The organism is Cupriavidus taiwanensis, assembly GCF_900250115.1.
Classification (GTDB): Bacteria; Pseudomonadota; Gammaproteobacteria; order Burkholderiales; family Burkholderiaceae; genus Cupriavidus; species Cupriavidus taiwanensis_B.
In genome coordinates this window covers 3,398,257-3,418,215 of sequence record NZ_LT984803.1, presented here as the reverse complement: position 1 = coordinate 3,418,215, position 19,959 = coordinate 3,398,257, and the positions used below count along the sequence as shown (strand labels likewise).

The window sequence follows — 19,959 nt, the reverse complement described above, 5'->3', positions numbered from 1 at the left end:
TTGACCGCTAGTATCGGTACATTGTAAAGACGTTGCACCGATGCAGGGACTCACATGAACGAAGGCAAGACCACAGCCATCAACCTGCGTATGTCGCCGGAGGTGAAGGACCTTCTCCGCCTGGCCGCTGCAAGGGAACACCGTACTCTTTCAAACATGCTGGAGTATCTCGTCCTTCAGCACTGCGAGCTCAAGGGCTTGCGTTTACCTGATTCGGGGCATTCTCGAGCCGACGTGGGCCAAACAAAGAAGGATTGATGTGAAGAAGCCAGAACTGAAAGCCGGCGTCATCGTGTCGGGTCCACTGTTCCCTGAGCCTGTCCAGGTAGTGCTTGTTCAGGAATTTGGCGCGTCCCTCAAGATGTTCGGCAAGGGTCTTCGCTCGGAGAGGATGTATGACCCCATATTGACCCAGGAACAGCTCGAGGAGCTGAGCGCCAGCCCGGAGAAGGAGCCGTACGACGGGGACCCGATGCGCTTTCGTTTAGGGGTGGAGGCCATGCGGCTGGGTCTCGCCTACGAGTACGACCCATACTTTTCCCTGTCAATCGCTCGTGTGGACCCGCTGCCTCACCAGCTTGAGGCGGTCTACGATTATTTCCTGAAACTGCCGCGCATCCGTTTCCTGCTCGCTGACGACCCGGGCGCTGGCAAGACCATCATGGCCGGGCTCCTTATTAAGGAGCTGAAGATTCGCGGCCTAGTCAAGCGCACCCTCATCGTCTCGCCAGCGAACCTCTCGTTCCAGTGGCAGCGCGAACTCAAAGACAAGTTCCGTGAGCAGTTCGAGGTGGTTCGCAGCGACGTGCTGCGCGCAAACTACGGCAGCAATCCCTGGCAGGAGAAGAACCAGGTCATTACCTCGGTGTCCTGGGTATCCCGTGTCGAGGATGCCCGCGACTCGCTGCTGCGAAGCCACTGGGACCTCATCATTGTCGATGAGGCCCACAAGATGTCCGCGTACAGCTCGGACAAGAAGACCCTGGCGTTTCAGCTCGGAGAGCATCTGTCGCAGATGACAGACCACTTCCTGCTAATGACGGCGACACCACACAAAGGGGACGCGGAGAATTTTTGTCTCTTCCTGTCGCTGCTCGACAAGGATGTCTACGGCGACGTGAGCAGCTTGGAGGCGGCCATGCTCCAGCAGGATGCACCGTTCTACCTTCGACGTGTCAAGGAGGCTTTGGTGACCTTCCCGGACCCGGAGACGGGTAAGGTGAAAGCGCTGTTTACCCGCCGTATTGTCAAGACGAGCGACTTCGCTATCAGCGACGAGGAGTACGACCTCTACGACCAGCTGACTCGCTACGTGGAGAACCAGTCAATTCGCGCAGCTCGTGACGATAGTGCGCGAGGCCGCGCGGTGGGGTTCACGATGGCGATGCTCCAGCGCCGATTCGCGTCGAGCACCTACGCCGTCCGGCGGAGCCTTGAGAGAATGAAGGGAAAGCGGGAACGCATCCTCGAAAACCCGGAAAAATATCGCCAAGAGCAGATTGCCAGCCGCCTTCCAGACGACTTCGACGAGTTGCCGGAGAATGAGCAACAAGAGCTGCTATCTGACCTCGAGGAAACCGTCGCCTCGTTCAATCCAGAGCATTTGCGCGAAGAAATCTTCGACCTCGACAAGCTGATTCGGCAGGCGAAGGGTCTTGAGGCGAAAGAGCAGGAGGTCAAGGTCCGACATCTTAAGAGGCTGCTCACAGAGAAAGGATTGTTTTCAGATGCGACGATGAAGCTGCTCATCTTCACGGAGCACAAGGACACTCTGGACTTTCTCGTTGGAGACGGACGTGACGGTCGCCCCCTGGGCAAGCTGCGCGAATGGGGGCTGACGGTTACCCAGATTCATGGCGGCATGAAGATTGGAGACCGAGATACTCCAGGGACGCGTATCTACGCGGAGCGTGAATTCCGCGAGAGCTGTCAGGTTCTCGTCGCCACGGAAGCGGCAGGTGAGGGCATTAACCTGCAATTCTGCTGGCTAATGATTAACTACGACATTCCCTGGAACCCTATCCGTCTCGAGCAGCGCATGGGGCGTATCCATCGCTATGGCCAGGAGAAGGACTGCCTCATCTTCAACTTCGTCACGACGAACACTCGCGAGGGCCGTGTGATGCAGAAGCTCTTTGAGCGTATCGAGCAGATTGAGTTGGACCTTGACCCCAACCAGACCGGTAAAGTCTTTAATGTGCTGGGAGACCTGTTCCCGGCCAATCAGCTCGAGCGGATGTTGCGCGACATGTACGCGCACAACAACATGACCGAGGAGCTCATTAAGCAGCGCATCATTGAAGAAGTAGATACAGAGCGCTTTCGCGGCATTACTGCATCGACGCTGGAGGGCCTGGCCAAGAAGGAGCTGAACCTGTCGGCCATCCTGGGCAAGTCGGCCGAGGCGCGCGAACGACGCTTGGTGCCCGAGGTCATTCAAGACTTCTTTCTGCAAGCTGCGCCAGTAACTGGAGTTACTGTCAGCGAGCCGCAACGTGACCGCAGCACGTTCCGAGTCGGTCGAGTCCCTAGACACCTATGGTCCATCGGCGAGCGCCTGGAGCCTCGATTTGGGCGCTTAGGGCGAGAGTACAAGCAGGTTGTCTTCGACAAGGAAAAACTCAAGAAGGACCCAACGGCCGACTGGGTGACGCCTGGGCACCCGCTGTTTGAGGTGGTACGCGAGGACCTTCAGGAGCATGTGCGCGATGACCTTGCGCGAGGTGCCATCTTTCTGGACATGAACCGCGCCGTCCCGGCCAGGTTCAGCGTCTTCTCGTCGTCCATCCGAGACGGCCGCGGGAATGAGCTGCACAAGCGACTGTTCATTGTCCTCCAAAGCCTCGATGGAGCCATAGAGCTCAAGCAACCGACCTTTTTGTTGGACATCGTGGCGGCGCCGAAGAACACTGCTGCTCCCGACCTAGTCGTGGCCGATGAGAAGGCCGCTGAGCACTTCTTGGTTACCGAAGCGCTCCAGCCTTTCCTGGAGGAAGTCAAGGGCCATCGCCTTAAGGAGATTGAGACCATTGCCAAACACATGGAAATTAGCCTCAACGAGCTAATTCACCGCCAGAATATGCGCATGGCCGAGCTCCATGAGCAGCAGTCTACGGGCGACACCGACTCGCCGGTAGCGGCCAACATCAAGCTAACAGAAGACAAGCTTGAAGAACTCAACGCGCGGCTAGAGCGCAGACGAGTGGAACTCTCACAGGAGCGGCACTGCACCATCAGCGACATTCGCCGCCTCGGGGTCGGTTGGGTGCTGCCTCATCCAGACCGAAGTGCACCGGGCATGGCGCCATTCGTTCGTGACGACGAAATTGAGCGTATCGCAGTTGATGCGGTCATTGCGATGGAGCGTGCGCGCGGTTGGGAGGTCGAAAGCGTGGAGTGCGATAATCGCGGATTCGACTTAATCTCGCGACGCCCGCATCCCGACGACCCGGCCTCCGCACTGGAAGTGCGATTCATCGAAGTGAAGGGTCGAGCCCTTGTTGGCGAGGTTGCCCTGTCATCCAATGAGTATCGGACAGCTCAGCGGCTTCGTCATGACTACTGGCTCTACGTCGTCTTCAACTGCTCGACCACGCCGGAGGTCAAAGTTGTTCGCGACCCCGCGCTCCAGATGGACTGGGAGCCGGTTGTGCGTATCGAGCAGTATCACGTTAAACCGAACGCGATTCTTCAAGCAGCCACATAAGAACAAGAATTACATGAAGTCATATCCAAAGCGCCTCATCGAGGTGGACCTGCCAATTGCCCGAATTTCTGCTCACTCAAGACGGGAGAAATCGCTTCGACATGGCCATCTTTCGACCCTTCATATTTGGTGGGCACGCCGACCGCTTGCTTCCTGCCGCGCCATGTCTTGCGCAGCACTCTGGCCTGCCCCAACCGATGCCGCAACGCCTGCTGAGTTCATCGCCGTAGCCAAGCGCCAGATGCAGCTTTGGGCCGCTGAACAACTGAACAAAGTAAGTCCGAACTCATACCAGCGATTCATTCGCTATCGAACAAAGCCGGAACTGCTGGACTCAGCGGAGGAACTGCAGGACGCTCTGTTTGATTTTATTGCAGACTTTGCCGACTGGGACAACGCTAATTCCAAGGCCTACTTGTCTGTGGCCGAGACCCTCACCCTTTGCGCTCATCGAGCGCTCACCAATGATGCTGATGGCAGACCTCTGGTCTTCGACCCCTTCTGTGGTGGTGGCTCGATACCTCTAGAAGCAAATCGCATCGGTGCTGACTCCTTTGCTTCTGACCTCAACCCCATAGCTGTCTCGCTCAATCGTGTTCTTCTCACTTACTTTCCGAGATACCAAGATAAGCTTTTAGAGGGCGTGCGAGAGAGGGCCGCTCAGGTAGCGAGTGCTGCAAAACTCCGGCTGGCCGAGTACTACGAGTCAGATGGGCAGGGCGAGCCGATTGCCTACCTGTGGGCCCGCACTATCCGATGCGAGGGGCCAGGATGCGGAGCTCGTGTTCCTCTTATCCGGAGCATGCAGGTCACCAAGGAGGGCGAAAAATGGCACTACGACTGGAACATTGAGGGGAAGTACATAGGTGTTGCGCTCCAGCGTGGCGCCAAGACTCTAAGCAAGGCGTCTGTGGCAGGTGGCAGCGTGACCTGCCCGATTCCCTCCTGCGGGTACACAACCAAGGCCAAAGCGGTCAGAGTTCAACTTGAGGCGCAGCGTGGCGGTGCCGAGGACGCGCAACTACTCTCTGTCTATGTCCAAGATGGCGGCAGCCGACGTTTCCGCGAACCGGCGGAGGTTGACCTCGCATCGGTTGCGCGCGCCGTCGCGGACCGCGCTGACGCCGACGAGCCGCGAGATGAAATCAATGACATCCGACCGTACAAGAACACACGCGGCCTAAGTGCTGTCACGCGCATCGGTATTCGTACGTTCGGGGACATGTACACTGCACGCCAGGCGCTCGCCATTCGCGCATTTCAGCGAGCACTGATGAGTCTTGACTTCTCAGAGACGGAGCCGGGACTGGCGCAGGCCATTCGAGCGACGCTGAATTGTGCTGTTAGTCGCTTCATATTCCAGAACAGCTCGCTCTCCCGCTGGAATGCCTCCAGGGCGACCATCGAAGGCGCCTTTGGGAAGCAGGCCCTGCAGGTGGTGTGGGATTTTGCGGAATCGAACCCGTTGAGTTCTGGTCCTGCTAATTGGAATGGAGCGGTCGACTGGGTTGTGAAGGTGCTGGAGCAGAACCGTTGGATGCAGCGCGGTTGTGAGGTGGTTCAAAGCCGGGCGCAAGACCAAGTCCTGCCAGACGGGTCAGCCAGCGCCCTCCTTTGTGACCCTCCCTACTTCGCGGCTATTCCGTATGCAGACCTCTCAAACGTCTTCTATGTCTGGGAGCGAGAGGCATTCAAGGGCATCCATCCGGAGCTGTTCCGCGAAGGTCTAGTGAATCAAGACGATGAAATCATCGTCACCAACGCAAACAAGGGCCCAAAAGGGGAGACCAAGGACGCGAGCTACTACAAGGCAGAGATGCTCAAGGCGCTTGCAGCCGGGATGAAGGCGACCAGACAAGATGGCATTGCGGTCATCGTGTTCGCTGATTCAAGCACGGAGTCTTGGGAAGCCATTCTGGGCGCAGTGGTCGACTCAGGTTGGCGCATTACGGGGTCCTGGCCCATTGACACAGAGCGTCAGACTCGAACCCAGGCAGCGGGCGCGGCGTCGCTGCAGTCCTCGGTTCACATAGTTTGCCGGCCCCGTCTTCCTGACCGGAACAATGTAGGAGACTGGCGCGACGTTTCGTCAGAGCTCCCCACGCGCATCAGCGAATGGATGCGTCGGCTGTCGGCGGAAGGCGTTGTCGGTGCGGACGCAATCTTTGCGTGCCTCGGTCCGGCATTGGAAATTTACTCACGATACGAGCGAGTCGAGAAGGCAAACGGCGACGTTGTCCCGCTTCCAGAGTTCTTGGAAATTGTTTGGGCTACTGTCTCCCGGGAGGCACTGAACTCAGTCTTCGTCGAGGCCGACGCTACCTCTCTCGAAGAGGATGCTCGATTGACGGCGATGTGGCTGTGGACGCTTAGGAAGGCAGCAACGAACCTCGATGAGGGAGGCGATGACCAAGAATCCGACGACGGAGACGAGGAGGAATCTGCGGTGGCCTCGAAGAAGAGTGGCTTTAGGCTTGAATTCGATGCGGCTCGAAAGATTTCGCAAGGCCTTGGCATTCATCTTGAGGACCTTAGCGGTCTAGTCGAAATTACGGGCGATACGGCAAGACTCCTGGGAGTTGGCGAGCGCGCCAACTACCTCCTTGGCAAAGAAGCAATGGAACCACGCCGCAAGTTAGCGAAGGCACCTTCCCAGCTGGGGCTGTTTGCAGACGACATTCCCGAAGAGCCGCTTGCCGGGTCTCGGATGATGATGGATGCGGGAAAGACAGCGCTTGACCGAGTTCATCAAGCAATGCTGCTCTTCGCGGCGGGCCGTAGCGAGGCGATGCGCGTCTTCGTCAATACGCCCACGGTAGGTGGTAATCAACAATTCTGGATGCTGGCGCAAGCTCTGTCTGCGCTCTACCCGACAGGAACCGACGAGAAGCGCTGGGTAGATGGCCTACTGGCGCGTAAGAAGGGGCTGGGGTTTTGATGCCACAGTCGTTGCATACGTATCGAATGCCTGCTGTGCCCCTGCAGGCCGGGTGCCCACGCGGGCGCTTCTTGAGCGTCGCAGAGCTGTGGGACTGCAGGCTCGGCTTTACTTGCTTTTTCCATAAGCTCAGCGGAGGCATAACTGAGACCTACGAGCTCGTTGCCAAGACGAACGTCGACTTGGGTTCGTCCAGCGCACACCACGGACTCGTTCAGGGGGCCGAGGGTTTTGGAGCATGCCCCTCAAGTACTGCGAACAACTAAAGAGAATTGAGGTCACGTAAATGGCAATTAAGCCTTGGTATAAGGTAGTCACTCCCAGGGAGGACCTGCGGGAGGACCGACCACTCGACGCATCCGAGTTCGCAGTTCACCTAGACCAGGTGCGCGATAAACGCGCGCCTGAGGTTTACCAAAACCCTGCACGGTTCTTCGAACGTACGTTCTTGACTAAGAGTCTCACCGGCCTTGCTGCTGAGGTTCTGCGCCGGCTCTCCGGCATCAAGACCGAGACGTCTGCAGTCTTCAACATGACTACGCAGTTTGGTGGCGGCAAAACGCACTCTTTGCTCTTGCTGTACCACCTTGCTCGCAGCGGAGACGCTGCGCGGGAGTGGCAAGGCGTGCGTCGGCTGATGGAGTTAGCCGGCATCAAGGCGGTTCCTCAGGCTAAGGTCGCGGTATTTGTCGGCACAGAGTTCGACCCCATCAGCGGACGCGGCGGGGACGACGGTACTCCCCTGCGCAAGACCCCTTGGGGCGAATTGGCCTACCAGCTTGGCGGTGACGCGGCGCTATTTGTACTCAAAGAGCACGAAGAGCAAGGCATCGCCCCAGGTGGCGACGTCATCCGAAAATTTCTGCCCCAGAACCAGCCCGTTCTCATCGTCATGGACGAGCTGATGAACTTCGTAAGCCGCTGCCGCAAGAGCGGTTTGGCTGCGCAACTTTATAATTTTCTCCACAACCTGTCGGAGGAGGTTCGCGGTCGGGACAACGCTGTGCTCGCGGTCTCAATTCCCGCGTCTGAATTGGAGATGACCGCTGAGGACTTCTCGGACTACGACCGGCTGAAGAAGCTCCTGGACCGAGTGGGCAAGGCTGTCATGATGTCCGCTGACTCCGAGACGTCGGAAATCATTCGACGCCGACTGTTCGAGTGGGACGAATCGCAGTTGAGTCCGGATGGTCGAGTCATGCTCAACCGAGACGCCTATGCCACGTGCAACGAGTTTGGCGACTGGGTACGAGACCACAAGCACCAGGTCCCGGATTGGTTCCCTGCTGACTCCTCTAGGGAAGCCTTCGCAGCGACCTACCCGTTCCATCCGACAGTGCTGTCGGTCTTCGAACGCAAGTGGCAAGCCCTGCCACGCTTTCAGCAGACACGAGGTGTCCTCCGCCTCTTGGCCCTGTGGGTTGCCAAGGCCTACCAGGCCGGGTTTAAGGGCGCTCACAGGGATGCCATGATTGGTCTTGGCACCGCGCCCCTCGACGACCCCCAATTCCGAGCAGCCCTGTTCGAGCAGCTTGGTGAGCATCGCCTCGAAGCTGCCGTCGGTACAGATATCGCTGGCAAGAAGGACAGCCATGCGGTCCGGCTGGACAACGAGGCCACCGAGGAGATTAGAAAGTGGCGAATCCACCGAAAGGCAGCGACAGCCATCTTTTTTGAATCGAATGGGGGCATGTCCAAGTCTGAGGCTTCTGTTCCGGAAATTCGTCTTGACGTGGCCGAACCTGACATGGACATCGGCAACATCGAGACCGCTCTCGAAACACTCGCCGATGCCTGCTACTACCTGACTGTCGAGCGCAACCGCTATCACTTCAGCTTTAAAGAGAACCTCAACAAGCGATACGCCGACCGACGTGCAAACATTAAGGCTGACAGCATCGCGGAGCGGGTTCGAAATGAGGTTCAGAAGGTGTTTGGAGGCCAGGCACCTGTTGAGCGAATCTTCTTCCCTGAGCGCAGCAATCAGGTCCCTGACCGCCCCGTCCTGACGCTAGTGGTTCTGAGCCCTGAACGTTCGCTGGAGGACGACAGGTCCACTCGCGGCTTCATCGAAGGACTGATTCGCGAGGCGGGAACGACAGGCCGGACGTTCAAGAGCGCGCTACTCTTCGCGGTCGCTCAGTCCACGGCTCAACTCAACGATGACGCCAAGCGCTTGCTGGCCTGGGAGGAAATTAACGAAGAGCTTCCGACCATCAACGTCGACGAGAGCCAGCGCAACCAGCTTAGCGAGAACGTCCGCAAAGCACAGCGAGACCTGCGTGAGACGGTTTGGCGCTCGTACAAGAATGTGCTCTTCCTTGGCAAGGAAAACAGCTTGCGCTTGCTCGACATGGGACTGGTTCACAGTAGTGCGGCAGAGACGCTGACACAATTCCTGCTCACTCATCTGAAGCAGGCCGATGAGATTCAGTCCGGAATCAGCCCCAACTTCCTTGTGCGCAACTGGTCTCCGGCCTTCACCGAGTGGAGCACTCGCTCGATTCGCGATGCCTTCTACTCATCCCCGGTATTCCCTCGGCTATTGAATGCCGCTGCGTTGACGGAGACGATTGCCCGAGGCGTCCAAGGAGGACTACTCGCATACGTTGGCAAGGCGGCTAATGGGAAGTATCAGCCATTCATGTTCGAGCAGACGCTGTCCATCGAAGACATCGAAATCTCGGACGAGACCTACCTGCTGACCCAGGAGACTGCACGCGCGTATCGCGATGCGCAGGAGCAGGACGTAGGCGCACGAACTTCATCGCCTCAAGCTCCTTTGGCGCAGCCTCCCATTGAAGACAAGGACCTGCCGCCTAGGTCGCCAGGGTTGACGTCGGAGCCGCCAAAGCGCCCGAACTCGTTGCCAGGTTTCAAATGGACCGGAGATGTCCCAGCGCAGAAGTGGATGAACTTCTACACCAAGGTCCTCGCAAAGTACGCTACCGGCGGAGGGCTCTCGCTCAAGCTCGAGGTGAATGTGGCCCCCTCGGCAGGGGTAACTCAACAGCAGTTGGAAGAAGTAAAGGCTGCGCTGAGAGAGTTAGGGCTAAACGATAATCTCGACTGAAAGGATGGGCCGCTGCGACCGAGCCTGGTCGCAGCCCGGTTGAATCACAGCCGACCACTCACTGGGGTGTCCCTAGCACCATTCCCTATAGGGCATTTGTTTCCCACTGTCGCGCAACTCGCTAATCTTCCTTTCGGGCCGATTTCGGGTGGCGTCAACCCCCCGTAGCCTACTACTTTAGTGGGGAGCCATTACCTATAGCGCTGGCAAGTTGGGGTCTCTATCATTTACGGTCGAAATGTCGGGGGAGATGAGAGTCGAATTAATACTGCTTCGTTCATTCGCCGTGCCCGCGTCGATTGTTGCAGCGTTACGCTTACCGACCTCTAGAACTGCCCCACACAAAATAAGACTAATCCAAGATGCGCTTGGGGATAAGAAATGGGTGAACCGGCTGTTATACAGATACACAAAAAGCGTCTAAACGGAGACGTTCGAGCCGTCCTTGAGCGGCGCGCGTCAAAGGAGCTTGTCATAGCTTTTATGGGCGCCGCAGGCTGTGGTCTTCCACGCGTTATTACGGAGTGTCACCAACAGCTTCAGGCCATGGGGTATGCAGTGGAACGGGTCAAGCTGAGCGACTTTATAAAGAAAAACAGGTCCCAATGGGAACATGAATTGCTGCCCGGAGACGCGGATATCCGTTACTTGGAGAATCAGACGGGGGGCAACGTTCTAAGACGCGAGCATGGACGTGATATATTGGCGCAGTACGCGGTCAACTTTATTAAGCGGTCCAAGCTCGCAAAGTACCCGGAGGCCGGCGACAGCGCAAAAGAACTGCCTAAGGTTGCCTATCTGATAGACCAGGTAAAGCATCCGGAAGAGGCGGCTCTTCTGCGATTAACATATCGCAACATCTTCTATCTTGTTGGCGTTTTAAGTACCGAAGAGCATAGACTTGCACGCCTGAAGGATGACGGTCTAGTAGAAAACGATGCAAAGCGGATTATGGACCGCGATAGAAAAGAGGTGAACCAAGATGGGCAGCAACTAGAAAAAGCCTTCAAACTTGCAGACTATTTCATTCAGCATCCGCTAGGACGAGATGAGGCCGCGCCTAAACAGATAACGCGTTTTCTAAACTTGGCACATGGCCACAATTCTGTAACACCTACGAAGCATGAGCATGCCATGTACGTAGCGCATTCCAGCGGGCTGCGTTCGGCGTGTTTTTCCAGACAAGTCGGTGCTTCGATTCTTGACACGAGCGGGAAGCTATTGGGTGTTGGCTGCAACGATGTCCCACAATACGGTGGCGGTCTCTATACCGTAGAAAGCAAAGTTGATAAGCGATGCGCATTCCTGGAAGAAAAGATTTGTGAGAATGACTCCCAGAAGCGGCAAAGAAAAGAGAACATGAGGGCGGGTTTAGCCGCAGACCTCCCGAATATTGTCGGTGACGAAGGTCTGCGAAGAGCTTTGGAAGAGAAAATGGAGTCAATCGTGGATTTGGCCTACAAGTACTCAGGCGTCCCGGACCTCATCGAATTTTCTCGTGCCGTTCATGCGGAGATGGACGCCATAGTCTCAGTTGCTCGACAAGGTGGTGCTAGTACCATTGGGGGCACGTTATATACGACGACCTTTCCCTGCCACAATTGTGCTAGGCATATCGTTGCGGCGGGAATAGATACGGTCTACTACATTGAGCCCTACGAAAAAAGCCTGGCCTTGATTTCGCATAGCGATTCAATTGTGGTGCTAGACCATGATGCTGAAATTGACGGGGAGGCGTATGAGGACGGAGCTAAAAAGGCCTCTGAGCACGCGAATAAGGTCAAGTTCATCCATTTTTCCGGCGTCGCTCCAAGGCTATATTCAAAGTTCTTTTTCCGAGATAAGAGAAAGGACGCGGACGGCAGATTCTTGGAATGGAATGGAATCGAAGAAGGCGTGACGTCAAAAATCATGGTGGAATACCTGGATTCATACCGTGATTTTGAAACCAAGGTGTCTCAGGAATTTGAAAAGGATTTCCCTGTAGATTCGAGTCCCAAAGGGTAATGAAATGGTTGCGGATGTCGGTCGCATCACATATAGTAGACAAACAGCTTCTGTGGTACCATCGCGCGCTGCAACAGGAGAGCCCATGACTAAGGATGACCTCGAGGCAGGCCAGTTGTCTCTTGACTTCACTTCAGGGGAAAATGTCACGCATGAGGTGACTCAAGATGCGCATGGAACGGTGCGTCCGGCGCTTGCAGTAGTCATCTCCAACCGTGAAGTTAGTTCGCCGAAGCGAGTACACCGACCGGCATTAGTAGCGGTGGAGGTCAGAGATATTTACTCGCCAGAAGTAACGTGCGCGCTGCATAAATATGCTGACGCGCTTGGTTGGTAATATGTTGACCTAACGTTGCTTCGTTAAAGCAGTTTAGCAAAAAGGCCCATTCGGGCCTTTTTTACTTATGTGGCTGTGACATTCGCACTGCCAATCGCAGCTCCTCGTCAGTGATGAAAGTGCTAGCTGAATTCGGCGTAGCGGGGGAGTCAATGTGTCCGCCCATATTGAATCGCCTGCGGGTAGCAACCGGTCCCTAGAATCCGACCCGAAATCACTAGAGGAGATTTGTATGCCTATCGACATTACATCCTATTTGAAGTCGATTACAGAAGAGTGCGACGCTCTTAAAAACCGAGTGAGGCACCTCATAGAAGACCGCCACTGGGCGACGGACGGGGCGTGGAAGGAGTCGGTCTTGCGTGCGCTAATATCGAGAACCTTGCCGTCGAATTATTCTGTGGCGTCAGGATTTGTTGTTACGGACAGTGGGCCGTCTACGCAAATTGATGTACTAATTTATGATAATAGAGTACCAGTACTCTACAAAGGTGGCGACCTTGTTTTTGTTCCGCCGGCCGCATGTGTGGGAATTGTTGAGGTGAAATCTCGTTTGAATTCAACAGGATTCCGCCGAGCGGCGGCCAAGCTTGCCGATAATTGTGGGTTGGTTCTCCGGTACGAGACAGAGAAGCGACTATTTTCAGGTATTTTCGCGTTCGAAGGTGATGGGACTTCCGGCAGATTGCTGGAGCACATCGACACCGCAGCCCAAGGTCAAGTGACTCGCATTGTCAATCACGTCTCGATTGGTCCATCAACGTTCATAAAGTACTGGCCGTACCACCCCGATTCTGGGCAAGCTCACTACGAGCATTGGCACCAATACACGGTCGAGCAGATGGCGCCTGGTTATTTTGTCCACAACCTCATGTCTTTCCTGGCTGACGAAGATTTAGTGCGCGGAAATAACGTCTGGTTTCCGCGAGAAGGGAAGGAGAGCCGAAGACTGCAAGTGCGCCATTTTATGGCGCGACCAGCAGATATCGCAGCATAGACATCGCCAGTGGCAGACGCACACCTTAGTGGTCTGCTCGAACATGCCACCAATGTGTCAGTCTAAAGTGACGAAACAGCCATGATTACAACGCAAAAAACCACGTCAGATGCGTTGTAGGCATCTGATATGTATTTTCCTGCATATCGGATGCCTGTGGGTACAACTTGACTCAAGACGCTAGCCAAGAATCGCGGCCATGAATTGCTACTCCTCGGGGATATCAGCGCGGCGACGAGCGCCTTCTCAATAGACGGAGTTGGAGAGTGACCCTGCAAGGGAATGCAGCGTAGTGCGGTGCGTGCTCCGCTTTGGCCACCCGGGACCCTAGCCCATGGAAACTAAGCCTTTCCTCATCCAATTCACCGAGGGCAGATAACCGTTCTTTCCTCTAGTATCTGCGCTGCAGCACAACAACAAGGGGGAGGGTCATATGCGACAGAATCGTCTGCTGATTGCCGGAATCATGGCAGCGGGTAGCCTTCTATCAGGCTGTGCGCCAGTACCGCCACGTGCAACATCAGTTGCGAGCTCGCCGGCGGCACCGGCGCCGGTTGAAGGTCCAAGGGATACCGGGATTTTCGGGATAGTCATGCTTAAGCAGTTGGGGGGATTTCCAGAGTGTCCCAACGAGCCCAGCTCCCCTTACAGGTATCACTCCAATCCGACGGCGAAACTGCAGTACCAGATGTATTCGTCGTACGCATGTTTCCAACACAACAATGAGGGGTACATCGGGGGAAGTGCCGGGGGCACAGAAATCGTCTGGGTGAAGTGGCCAATTTCTCAGAGCCCTGCCTTGGTTAAAGGAAGCGGAGCGGGCGTGAGTATCATCGACGGTGTCGTTCACGGCATCAATTTGTCGACACTTGGAGTCGATTCTCAACAAAGGGACTACGAGCTGCTCGTGGCCAAGTTCGGCAAGCCTGGGCTGAAGCGTCTAGTGTCGAAACAAAACAGAATGGGGGCGACGTTCGAGATTATCGAGGCGGCGTGGGAAAGACCTGACGGAATCACCATCCTGTTCCAAGGGGCTGGCTCTTCCTTGGATGCAGGTACGGTAAAAGTACAAACGACTCGCGAAGCCGCTCGACTGAAAGAACTGAGAGAGCAGGCCAACGTAGGCAAACCTAAGTTGTGAAGAGGTCTGCTCGTCGGTTTTCTCATTCCTCGCGTTGCTGAGCCGGCGGGGAGGGCGCTTATACACTACCTTATCCTGCTGCCAGTTTGCCGCGAGGCGACAGAAGTCATTCGGACGGTCGCTTGCTGACGGCGTTTCGCCGTTCCACCCGCGAGGCGCGGTTCTTCTAAAGTGATGGTGCATCCATGATTACAATGCAGAAATCTATAGCATATGCGTTGTAGGCGCATGATATGTAATCATTGCATATTCATGCGCCTGGGTCGTGTGACCTGCGTCTAGTCGCTTTAGGCACGTAGTCCACTACGAACGAGCCTTCTTGTTCGGCGCCGGCCAAAGCACAATTTCCTCCCAGTGCCCAGCCACGTCCTGTATGGCGCGCCAATTATCTTCCGATGTGTGATGCGACAGCCGGCGGCTGCTGCGCTGGCGCGGCCGCGCTTTCCGCTACGCGGTCATCGCTGACCACCCGGTCGCGGCCCGCCGCCTTGGCCGCGTACAGCCTGCGATCCGCAACCTGCATCATGGTGTCGAGGCTGTCGTTGGCATCCCCGCCCATATCCGATACGCCGATCGATACCGTGAAGCGGATCTCTGCCTGGTCTGCCGCGTCCGCGGCCGGCGCGCATGTGGTCTGGCCAATGATCCTGCGCAGGCGCTCGGCGATGCGGACCGCCTCGTCCAGCGCGGTGCGCGGCAGCAGGACGGCGAACTCTTCGCCGCCCACGCGCGCGGGAAGGTCGATGGCCCGCACCGTGGCGCGCATGACGCCGGCCAGCGCTGTCAGCACGCGGTCGCCGCTGGCGTGGCCCCAGTGGTCGTTGATGCGCTTGAAGCGGTCGATATCGATCATCAGCAGCGACATCGGCGTCTGCTCGCGCCGGCTGTGCTGGTATTCGATATCGAAGCGTGCCTTGAACTCGCGGCGGTTGGCCAGACCGGTCAGCGTGTCGGTCCCGGCCAGTTCGCGCAGCGCTTCGCCGCGCGCCTGGTAGTGCGAGAACAGCTTGCCAATGCCCTGCAACGTGACCCACATCAGCAGTGCCAGCGCCAGCGTGCTGGCGCCGAGCACGGCGCTCAGGTGCGACGCCACGCGCAGCAGCAGGTCGGTGGCCGAAAAGTAATCGACCAGCGCCAGGCTGCTGTTGCCGATGCGCTGGAACAGGATGCGGCTGCCGTCCCCCGCCCGCAGCGTGCCCGAACCGCGCCGGAACATTTCCTGCGCCGTGGCTTCGTGCCACGAGGCCGGCAGCACCGCGGACAGTGTTTCGCCACGCCTGACGTCGCGCGTGCTGGCACCGACCAGGTTGCCGTCGGCATCGACCAGGAAGCGCTGCACGTCCGGCCGCGTGGTCCGGGTCAGGTACGCGTCCAGGCTATGTTGGGGGATTTCCATGATCGCCACGCCGCGGAACTGGCGGTCAAGGTAGACCGGCACGCTCAGCGAGAGATATCCGTCAGGCGTACCGTCGGCGGCTGGGGCGAAGTGCCAGCGCATGGGTTGGCCGGGGTTGTCTTGTGGCTGGTGCTCGCGCAAATAGCCGGCGGCGGCGATGTGCCGCAGCGTGGCGGCGGCCTCTGCCGGCGGCACTGGCGGATAGGCGACGAAGAAGCCGTTGGTCGAGACATAGAGGAGTTTGCGCGCCACCAGCGGGTTGACCGGCTCGGCGCTGATCAGGTGGCTCAGCCCGCGCGCCACGTACAGGCCCGGCAGCAGATCGGCGTCGCGGCGGGAGAATCCGTCCAGGTTCGCAAGTGTCGCGGGGCTGACCCCGACCAGGACGGCATCGCCCTCCGGGGCCGGCATCGTCCACACGGCGTCGTTGCGGTGGTCAAAAGCCGCCTTCAGCGGCGGATCCGGCGCGATCGCATGCGGGCCGCTCTGCAGCCTTATCAGGTGCTGCGCGTAGGCGCGCACGCTCATCACCCGCTCGGCTTCGACGTTGAGTACCGAACTGATGCCCGCGACCTGCAGTTGCTGATCCTGCTGCAGCGACTGGATCTGATGGTCGCGCAACAGCGCGAGGCCATAGCCAAAGAACAGGACCAGCAGCATCGCGGCCACCGCAAACGACAGCACCACGAAACGCTGCGGCGTGCGCACGGCTTGTTCCCAGAGGCGATCGAGCAGGTTGGCGAGACGGGGGCGCATGAGCAAGCTCCAAGAGACTTTCGCACTGCATTGACGCAGTGATCAGCGAAGCTGACCTCATGATGAGTCACGCGGAATAAAGGGCAAAGCACGGCGACGCCTCGTTTCTCCAATGGAAACAATAGGCCTCGGAAAAGTATCGTTACAGCCACCATTGGCGGAGCATCCCATCGGAAATGGCTCCGGCAAAACTTAAGGAGCCCGACGAAAACTTTCAGGACAACTTTGGCGGTAGCGCGTGCCGGTGCTGATAAATTCACCAGACCGACCGACGCGGCGTACCGACGCCGCTCTTCGCGATATATAGCCAATGGCGATTCCGATGACGATTGCGGGCCCGATCCTGCGCGGGCTGGCAACACTGGCGCTCGCCTGCGCAAGCGCGGCGGCCGTTGCCACGCCGCTGGACCTGCCTGGCTCGTTGCCCAATATGGCCGGCGTCGGGATCGGGTCCACCACCGAGTTTGCCGGCGGCAAGGACCGCGTGGTCGGCGTGGTGCCCGGCGTGCGCTATGTCACCCCGGCAGGACGCCTGCTCGAATGGTACGGGCCTTATGCCCAGTTCAATTTCGGCGGACTGACCGGGTTCCAGTGGGGACCCGCGGTGGGCTTGCGGCTGGGCCGCAACGACGTCGACGATCCGGTGGTGTCGCGCCTGCACGAGATCGACACCACGGTCGAGGCCGGCGCATTCATCGGCTACGAGTACATCCATTCGGGATCCGTGCCGTGGCGGCTGCGCGGCGGCGTCAACGTGATGACCAACGCCGGCATCGTCTATGGCGGCGCGCGCGTCAACGCGACCGGCTCGCTTTGGGTGCCGCTGCACCCCCGTCTCTATGCGGGGGCGGGGCTGGGTGCGACCTGGGTCAGCGCCAGCTTCAATCACACCTATTTCGGCGTGACGCCGGCCGATGCGGCCGCCAGCGGCCTGCCGGCGTACAGCCCGGGCGGCGGCCTCGAGCAGTTCACCGGCTGGCTGGCGCTGATCTGGCAGTTCGACAAGCACTGGCATGGCGGCGCGATGGTGTACGGCCAGCGCCTGACCGGCGCTGCCGCCGACAGCCCGATCGTGACCCAGCGCGGCACCCGCAACCAGCTGACCTACGGCGTCGGCATCGCTTATGCGTGGCGCTAGCGCCGACCACGCTTGCTATGATCCAGGCATGACCGACGACCTCGTCATCCCCCATCACGAATACCTGATCACCGCGATCCGGGCCCAGGGGGCGGGCGGCCAGAACATCAACAAGGTATCCAATGCCGTGCACCTGCGCTACGACGTGCGGGCGTCGTCGCTGGCGCCCGAGCACAAGTATCGGCTGCTGGCGCTGCATGACCACCGCATCACGCGCGACGGCGTGGTGGTGATCAAGGCGCAGCAGTTCCGCAGCCTCGACCAGAACCGCGACGAGGCGGTGCGGCGCCTGCACGAGCTGGTGCGCAGCGTGGCCACGCCGCCGCGCGTGCGCCGGCCGACGCGGCCGACGCTGGCATCGCGACGGCGCCGGCTGGAGAGCAAGAGCCAGCGCAGCCAGGTCAAGGCGCTGCGCGGCCGGGTGTTCGACTGAACCCGTGTGTCAGCGCGCCGACTGCAGCGCGGCGATGCGCTGCTCGATCGGCGGGTGGCTCGAGAACAGCGCCATCCACGACTTGCCGCCGGCGATGCCCATCGCCTGCATGTTCTGCGGCAGCCCGTCCGGATCCAGCCCGCCCAGGCGGCGCAGCGCCGCGACCATCGGCGTGGGGGTGCCCATCATGCTGGCGGCGCCGGCATCGGCGCGGAACTCGCGCCGGCGCGAGAACCAGGCCACGATGATGCTGGCCAGGATGCCGAACACGATTTCGCACACGATCACCGTGGCCATGTAGCCGATGCCCGGGCCGCTCGATTCCTCGTCGTTCTTGCGCAGCATCGAATCGACGAAGTAGCCGACCACGCGCGCGAGGAAAATGACGAAGGTGTTGACCACGCCCTGGATCAGCGTCAGCGTGACCATGTCGCCGTTGGCAACGTGCGCGACCTCGTGCGCGAGCACGGCCTCGACCTCTTCGTGCGACATCGATTGGAGCAGGCCGGTGGACACCGCCACCAGCGAGCTGTTCCTGGTGGCGCCGGTGGCGAAGGCATTGGGCTCGCCCTCGTAGATGGCCACTTCCGGCATCGGCAGGCCGGCGCGCTGCGCCAGCTTCTCGACGGTCTGCACCAGCCACAGCTCGGTGCTGGTGCTGGGATGGGTGATGACCTGCGCGCCGGTCGACCACTTGGCGATGGTCTTGGACATCAGCAGCGAGATAAAGGCGCCGCCGAAGCCCATCAGCGCGGCGAACGCCAGCAGCATGCCCAAGTTGAGCCCGTTGGCGGTCAGGAAGCGGTTCACCCCCAGCACGCTGGCGGTGATGCTGAGGACGAGCATGACGGCGAGGTTGGTCGCCAGGAAAAGCAGTACGCGTTTCATGTGTGTGTGGAGCAGTGGTAGGTCGCGCCGTGCGGCGCAAGGATGCGGTCGGGCCGCAGGCGCGCGCCGCACTGGTGCGCGGCACGCGGGTTCGGACGGGCGCGGCCGGGCCGCGCCGTGGGGGCTCAGGCGCGCGGCGGTCGCGGCAGCCGCGGCAGGTCGGGTTCGGGCAGCAGCGCGCCGGCATAGCGCGGCGGCCCGGCACGGCCGGCCCACGGGCCCAGGCGCAATGGCGTGGCGGGCAGCAGTTGCTCGGCCAGGTCGGCGCCGGGCTGCCATTGCGGCTCGGCGGCTTCGGGAGGCGGCAGCGGATCGCCTGCGCGGTCGCCTGTGACAGCAGCTGGATCGGCATCGGCGCTATCGCCGGCAGCCTCGGCGCCGGGCGCAGCGGCAGGTACGGCCGTGGCTGCGGCGGTGGACACCACGGCGTGCGCGAACGCAGCCGCCCAGCCCGGCAGGGGCAGGAAGGCCAGCATCATGACCAGCAGGAGCAGCCGCAGGGCGCGCACGAACAGGGGACGGCTTATCGGTGGAAGTGGAAGGAATTCTACAGGATGCGGCAACGCGCGGGCGCCGCCGTGGCGGTGGTAGCACACGGACGTTTGCGACCGTTTCGCCACCCGCTGCAGGATGCGGAAGGCTGGCCTACAATATCGCCAACCCTGTAGTGGTTACAGGGTATGGCAAGGAGCAGGCACATGCGTATCGGCGAACTGTCACGGTCCAGCGGCTGCGATGTCGAGACCATTCGTTATTACGAGCGCGAAGGGCTGCTCGACGCGCCCCGACGCGAGGCCAACGGCTACCGCCGCTATGACGAGGGCCATGTGGTGCAGCTGAACTTCGTACGCCATTGCCGTTCGCTGGGGATGAGCCTGTCGGACGTCAGGCGGCTGCGCGAGTTCGAGCGCAACCCGTCGCAAGACTGCGACGACATCAACACGCTGCTGGACCGCCAGATCGCCCAGATCCACGCCCAGCGCGTCGCGCTGGAGGCGCTCGAGGGCCAGTTGCGCGCATTGCGCGAGACCTGCCGCCATCACCAGCCGGCCAGCGAGTGCGGCATCCTGCAGAACCTGCAGCAGGCCGCAGCGGGGGCGGGCTGCGAGTGCCATGCCACCAACGGGTGACGACCCCGCGCGCGACGCT

General features: G+C 59.4%; 14 protein-coding genes. 11 read left to right on the top strand and 3 right to left on the bottom strand.

Going from position 1 to position 19,959, the window contains the following annotated elements; all coding sequences use genetic code 11:
- Positions 1-54: 54 nt before the first annotated feature.
- The 8 genes from CBM2586_RS16030 to CBM2586_RS15995 all read left to right on the top strand — a co-directional run bounded on the left by CBM2586_RS16030 (position 55) and on the right by CBM2586_RS15995 (position 14,199).
- A complete protein-coding gene (locus tag CBM2586_RS16030; RefSeq protein ID WP_115688429.1) occupies positions 55-258 on the top strand; it encodes a DUF1778 domain-containing protein in 204 nt (67 codons plus the stop codon).
- Between the two features lies 1 nt (position 259).
- The gene (locus tag CBM2586_RS16025; protein ID WP_115688427.1) at positions 260-3,706 is read left to right on the top strand and encodes a protein NO VEIN domain-containing protein; all 3,447 of its coding nucleotides are present in this window, start codon (positions 260-262) and stop codon (positions 3,704-3,706) included.
- Positions 3,707-3,719: 13 nt separating this feature from the next.
- The gene (locus tag CBM2586_RS16020; protein WP_115688425.1) at positions 3,720-6,644 is read left to right on the top strand and encodes a DUF1156 domain-containing protein; all 2,925 of its coding nucleotides are present in this window, start codon (positions 3,720-3,722) and stop codon (positions 6,642-6,644) included.
- Positions 6,645-6,930: 286 nt separating this feature from the next.
- The gene (locus CBM2586_RS16015; protein WP_115688423.1) at positions 6,931-9,717 is read left to right on the top strand and encodes an ATP-binding protein; all 2,787 of its coding nucleotides are present in this window, start codon (positions 6,931-6,933) and stop codon (positions 9,715-9,717) included.
- Between the two features lie 381 nt (positions 9,718-10,098).
- The gene (locus CBM2586_RS16010; RefSeq protein ID WP_115688421.1) at positions 10,099-11,724 is read left to right on the top strand and encodes an anti-phage dCTP deaminase; all 1,626 of its coding nucleotides are present in this window, start codon (positions 10,099-10,101) and stop codon (positions 11,722-11,724) included.
- 85 nt (positions 11,725-11,809) lie between these two features.
- Positions 11,810-12,061: a hypothetical protein gene (locus CBM2586_RS16005; protein WP_145987413.1), complete on the top strand. Its 252-nt coding sequence runs from the start codon at positions 11,810-11,812 to the stop codon at positions 12,059-12,061.
- Positions 12,062-12,293: 232 nt separating this feature from the next.
- Positions 12,294-13,058, top strand: coding sequence for a DUF6602 domain-containing protein (locus tag CBM2586_RS16000; protein ID WP_145987412.1), 765 nt, complete (start codon positions 12,294-12,296; stop codon positions 13,056-13,058).
- An 823-nt stretch (positions 13,059-13,881) separates the two neighbouring features.
- On the top strand, positions 13,882-14,199 hold the full coding sequence (locus CBM2586_RS15995; RefSeq protein WP_145987411.1) for a hypothetical protein: 318 nt from the start codon (positions 13,882-13,884) through the stop codon (positions 14,197-14,199).
- Between the two features lie 385 nt (positions 14,200-14,584).
- On the opposite strand, the gene CBM2586_RS15990 is transcribed toward CBM2586_RS15995, so the two are convergent.
- Positions 14,585-16,351, bottom strand: a complete 1,767-nt coding sequence (locus CBM2586_RS15990) for a diguanylate cyclase (RefSeq protein ID WP_115688419.1) — start codon at positions 16,349-16,351, stop codon at positions 14,585-14,587.
- A gap of 322 nt (positions 16,352-16,673) precedes the next feature.
- On the opposite strand from CBM2586_RS15990, the gene CBM2586_RS15985 reads away from it, so the two are divergent.
- Together CBM2586_RS15985 and arfB are read left to right on the top strand one after the other, a co-directional pair.
- Positions 16,674-17,489, top strand: a complete 816-nt coding sequence (locus tag CBM2586_RS15985) for a MipA/OmpV family protein (protein ID WP_231942531.1) — start codon at positions 16,674-16,676, stop codon at positions 17,487-17,489.
- Between the two features lie 28 nt (positions 17,490-17,517).
- Positions 17,518-17,922, top strand: coding sequence for an alternative ribosome rescue aminoacyl-tRNA hydrolase ArfB (gene arfB, locus CBM2586_RS15980; protein WP_115663584.1), 405 nt, complete (start codon positions 17,518-17,520; stop codon positions 17,920-17,922).
- Between the two features lie 9 nt (positions 17,923-17,931).
- On the opposite strand, the gene htpX is transcribed toward arfB, so the two are convergent.
- Together htpX and CBM2586_RS15970 are read right to left on the bottom strand one after the other, a co-directional pair.
- Positions 17,932-18,810 (bottom strand): protease HtpX, encoded by an 879-nt coding sequence (gene htpX / locus CBM2586_RS15975; RefSeq protein WP_115663585.1) that lies wholly within the window; start codon positions 18,808-18,810, stop codon positions 17,932-17,934.
- A 125-nt stretch (positions 18,811-18,935) separates the two neighbouring features.
- Complete coding sequence (locus tag CBM2586_RS15970) at positions 18,936-19,319, bottom strand: hypothetical protein (RefSeq protein WP_115663587.1); 384 nt, start codon at positions 19,317-19,319, stop codon at positions 18,936-18,938.
- 189 nt (positions 19,320-19,508) lie between these two features.
- Between CBM2586_RS15970 and CBM2586_RS15965 the strand changes: the two genes are divergently transcribed.
- A complete protein-coding gene (locus CBM2586_RS15965; protein ID WP_115663588.1) occupies positions 19,509-19,940 on the top strand; it encodes a Cd(II)/Pb(II)-responsive transcriptional regulator in 432 nt (143 codons plus the stop codon).
- Positions 19,941-19,959 lie beyond the last annotated feature (19 nt).

Bases quoted from the DNA above. Each gene is read 5' to 3' on its own strand.
- CBM2586_RS16030 (WP_115688429.1), top strand. From the start codon at position 55: ATGAACGAAGGCAAGACCACAGCCATCAACCTGCGTATGTCGCCGGAG.
- CBM2586_RS16020 (WP_115688425.1), top strand. From the start codon at position 3,720: ATGAAGTCATATCCAAAGCGCCTCATCGAGGTGGACCTGCCAATTGCC.
- CBM2586_RS16015 (WP_115688423.1), top strand. From the start codon at position 6,931: ATGGCAATTAAGCCTTGGTATAAGGTAGTCACTCCCAGGGAGGACCTG.
- CBM2586_RS16010 (WP_115688421.1), top strand. From the start codon at position 10,099: ATGGGTGAACCGGCTGTTATACAGATACACAAAAAGCGTCTAAACGGA.
- CBM2586_RS16005 (WP_145987413.1), top strand. From the start codon at position 11,810: ATGACTAAGGATGACCTCGAGGCAGGCCAGTTGTCTCTTGACTTCACT.
- CBM2586_RS16000 (WP_145987412.1), top strand. From the start codon at position 12,294: ATGCCTATCGACATTACATCCTATTTGAAGTCGATTACAGAAGAGTGC.
- CBM2586_RS15990 (WP_115688419.1), bottom strand. From the start codon at position 16,351: ATGCGCCCCCGTCTCGCCAACCTGCTCGATCGCCTCTGGGAACAAGCC.
- CBM2586_RS15985 (WP_231942531.1), top strand. From the start codon at position 16,674: ATGACGATTGCGGGCCCGATCCTGCGCGGGCTGGCAACACTGGCGCTC.
- arfB (WP_115663584.1), top strand. From the start codon at position 17,518: ATGACCGACGACCTCGTCATCCCCCATCACGAATACCTGATCACCGCG.
- htpX (WP_115663585.1), bottom strand. From the start codon at position 18,810: ATGAAACGCGTACTGCTTTTCCTGGCGACCAACCTCGCCGTCATGCTC.
- CBM2586_RS15965 (WP_115663588.1), top strand. From the start codon at position 19,509: ATGCGTATCGGCGAACTGTCACGGTCCAGCGGCTGCGATGTCGAGACC.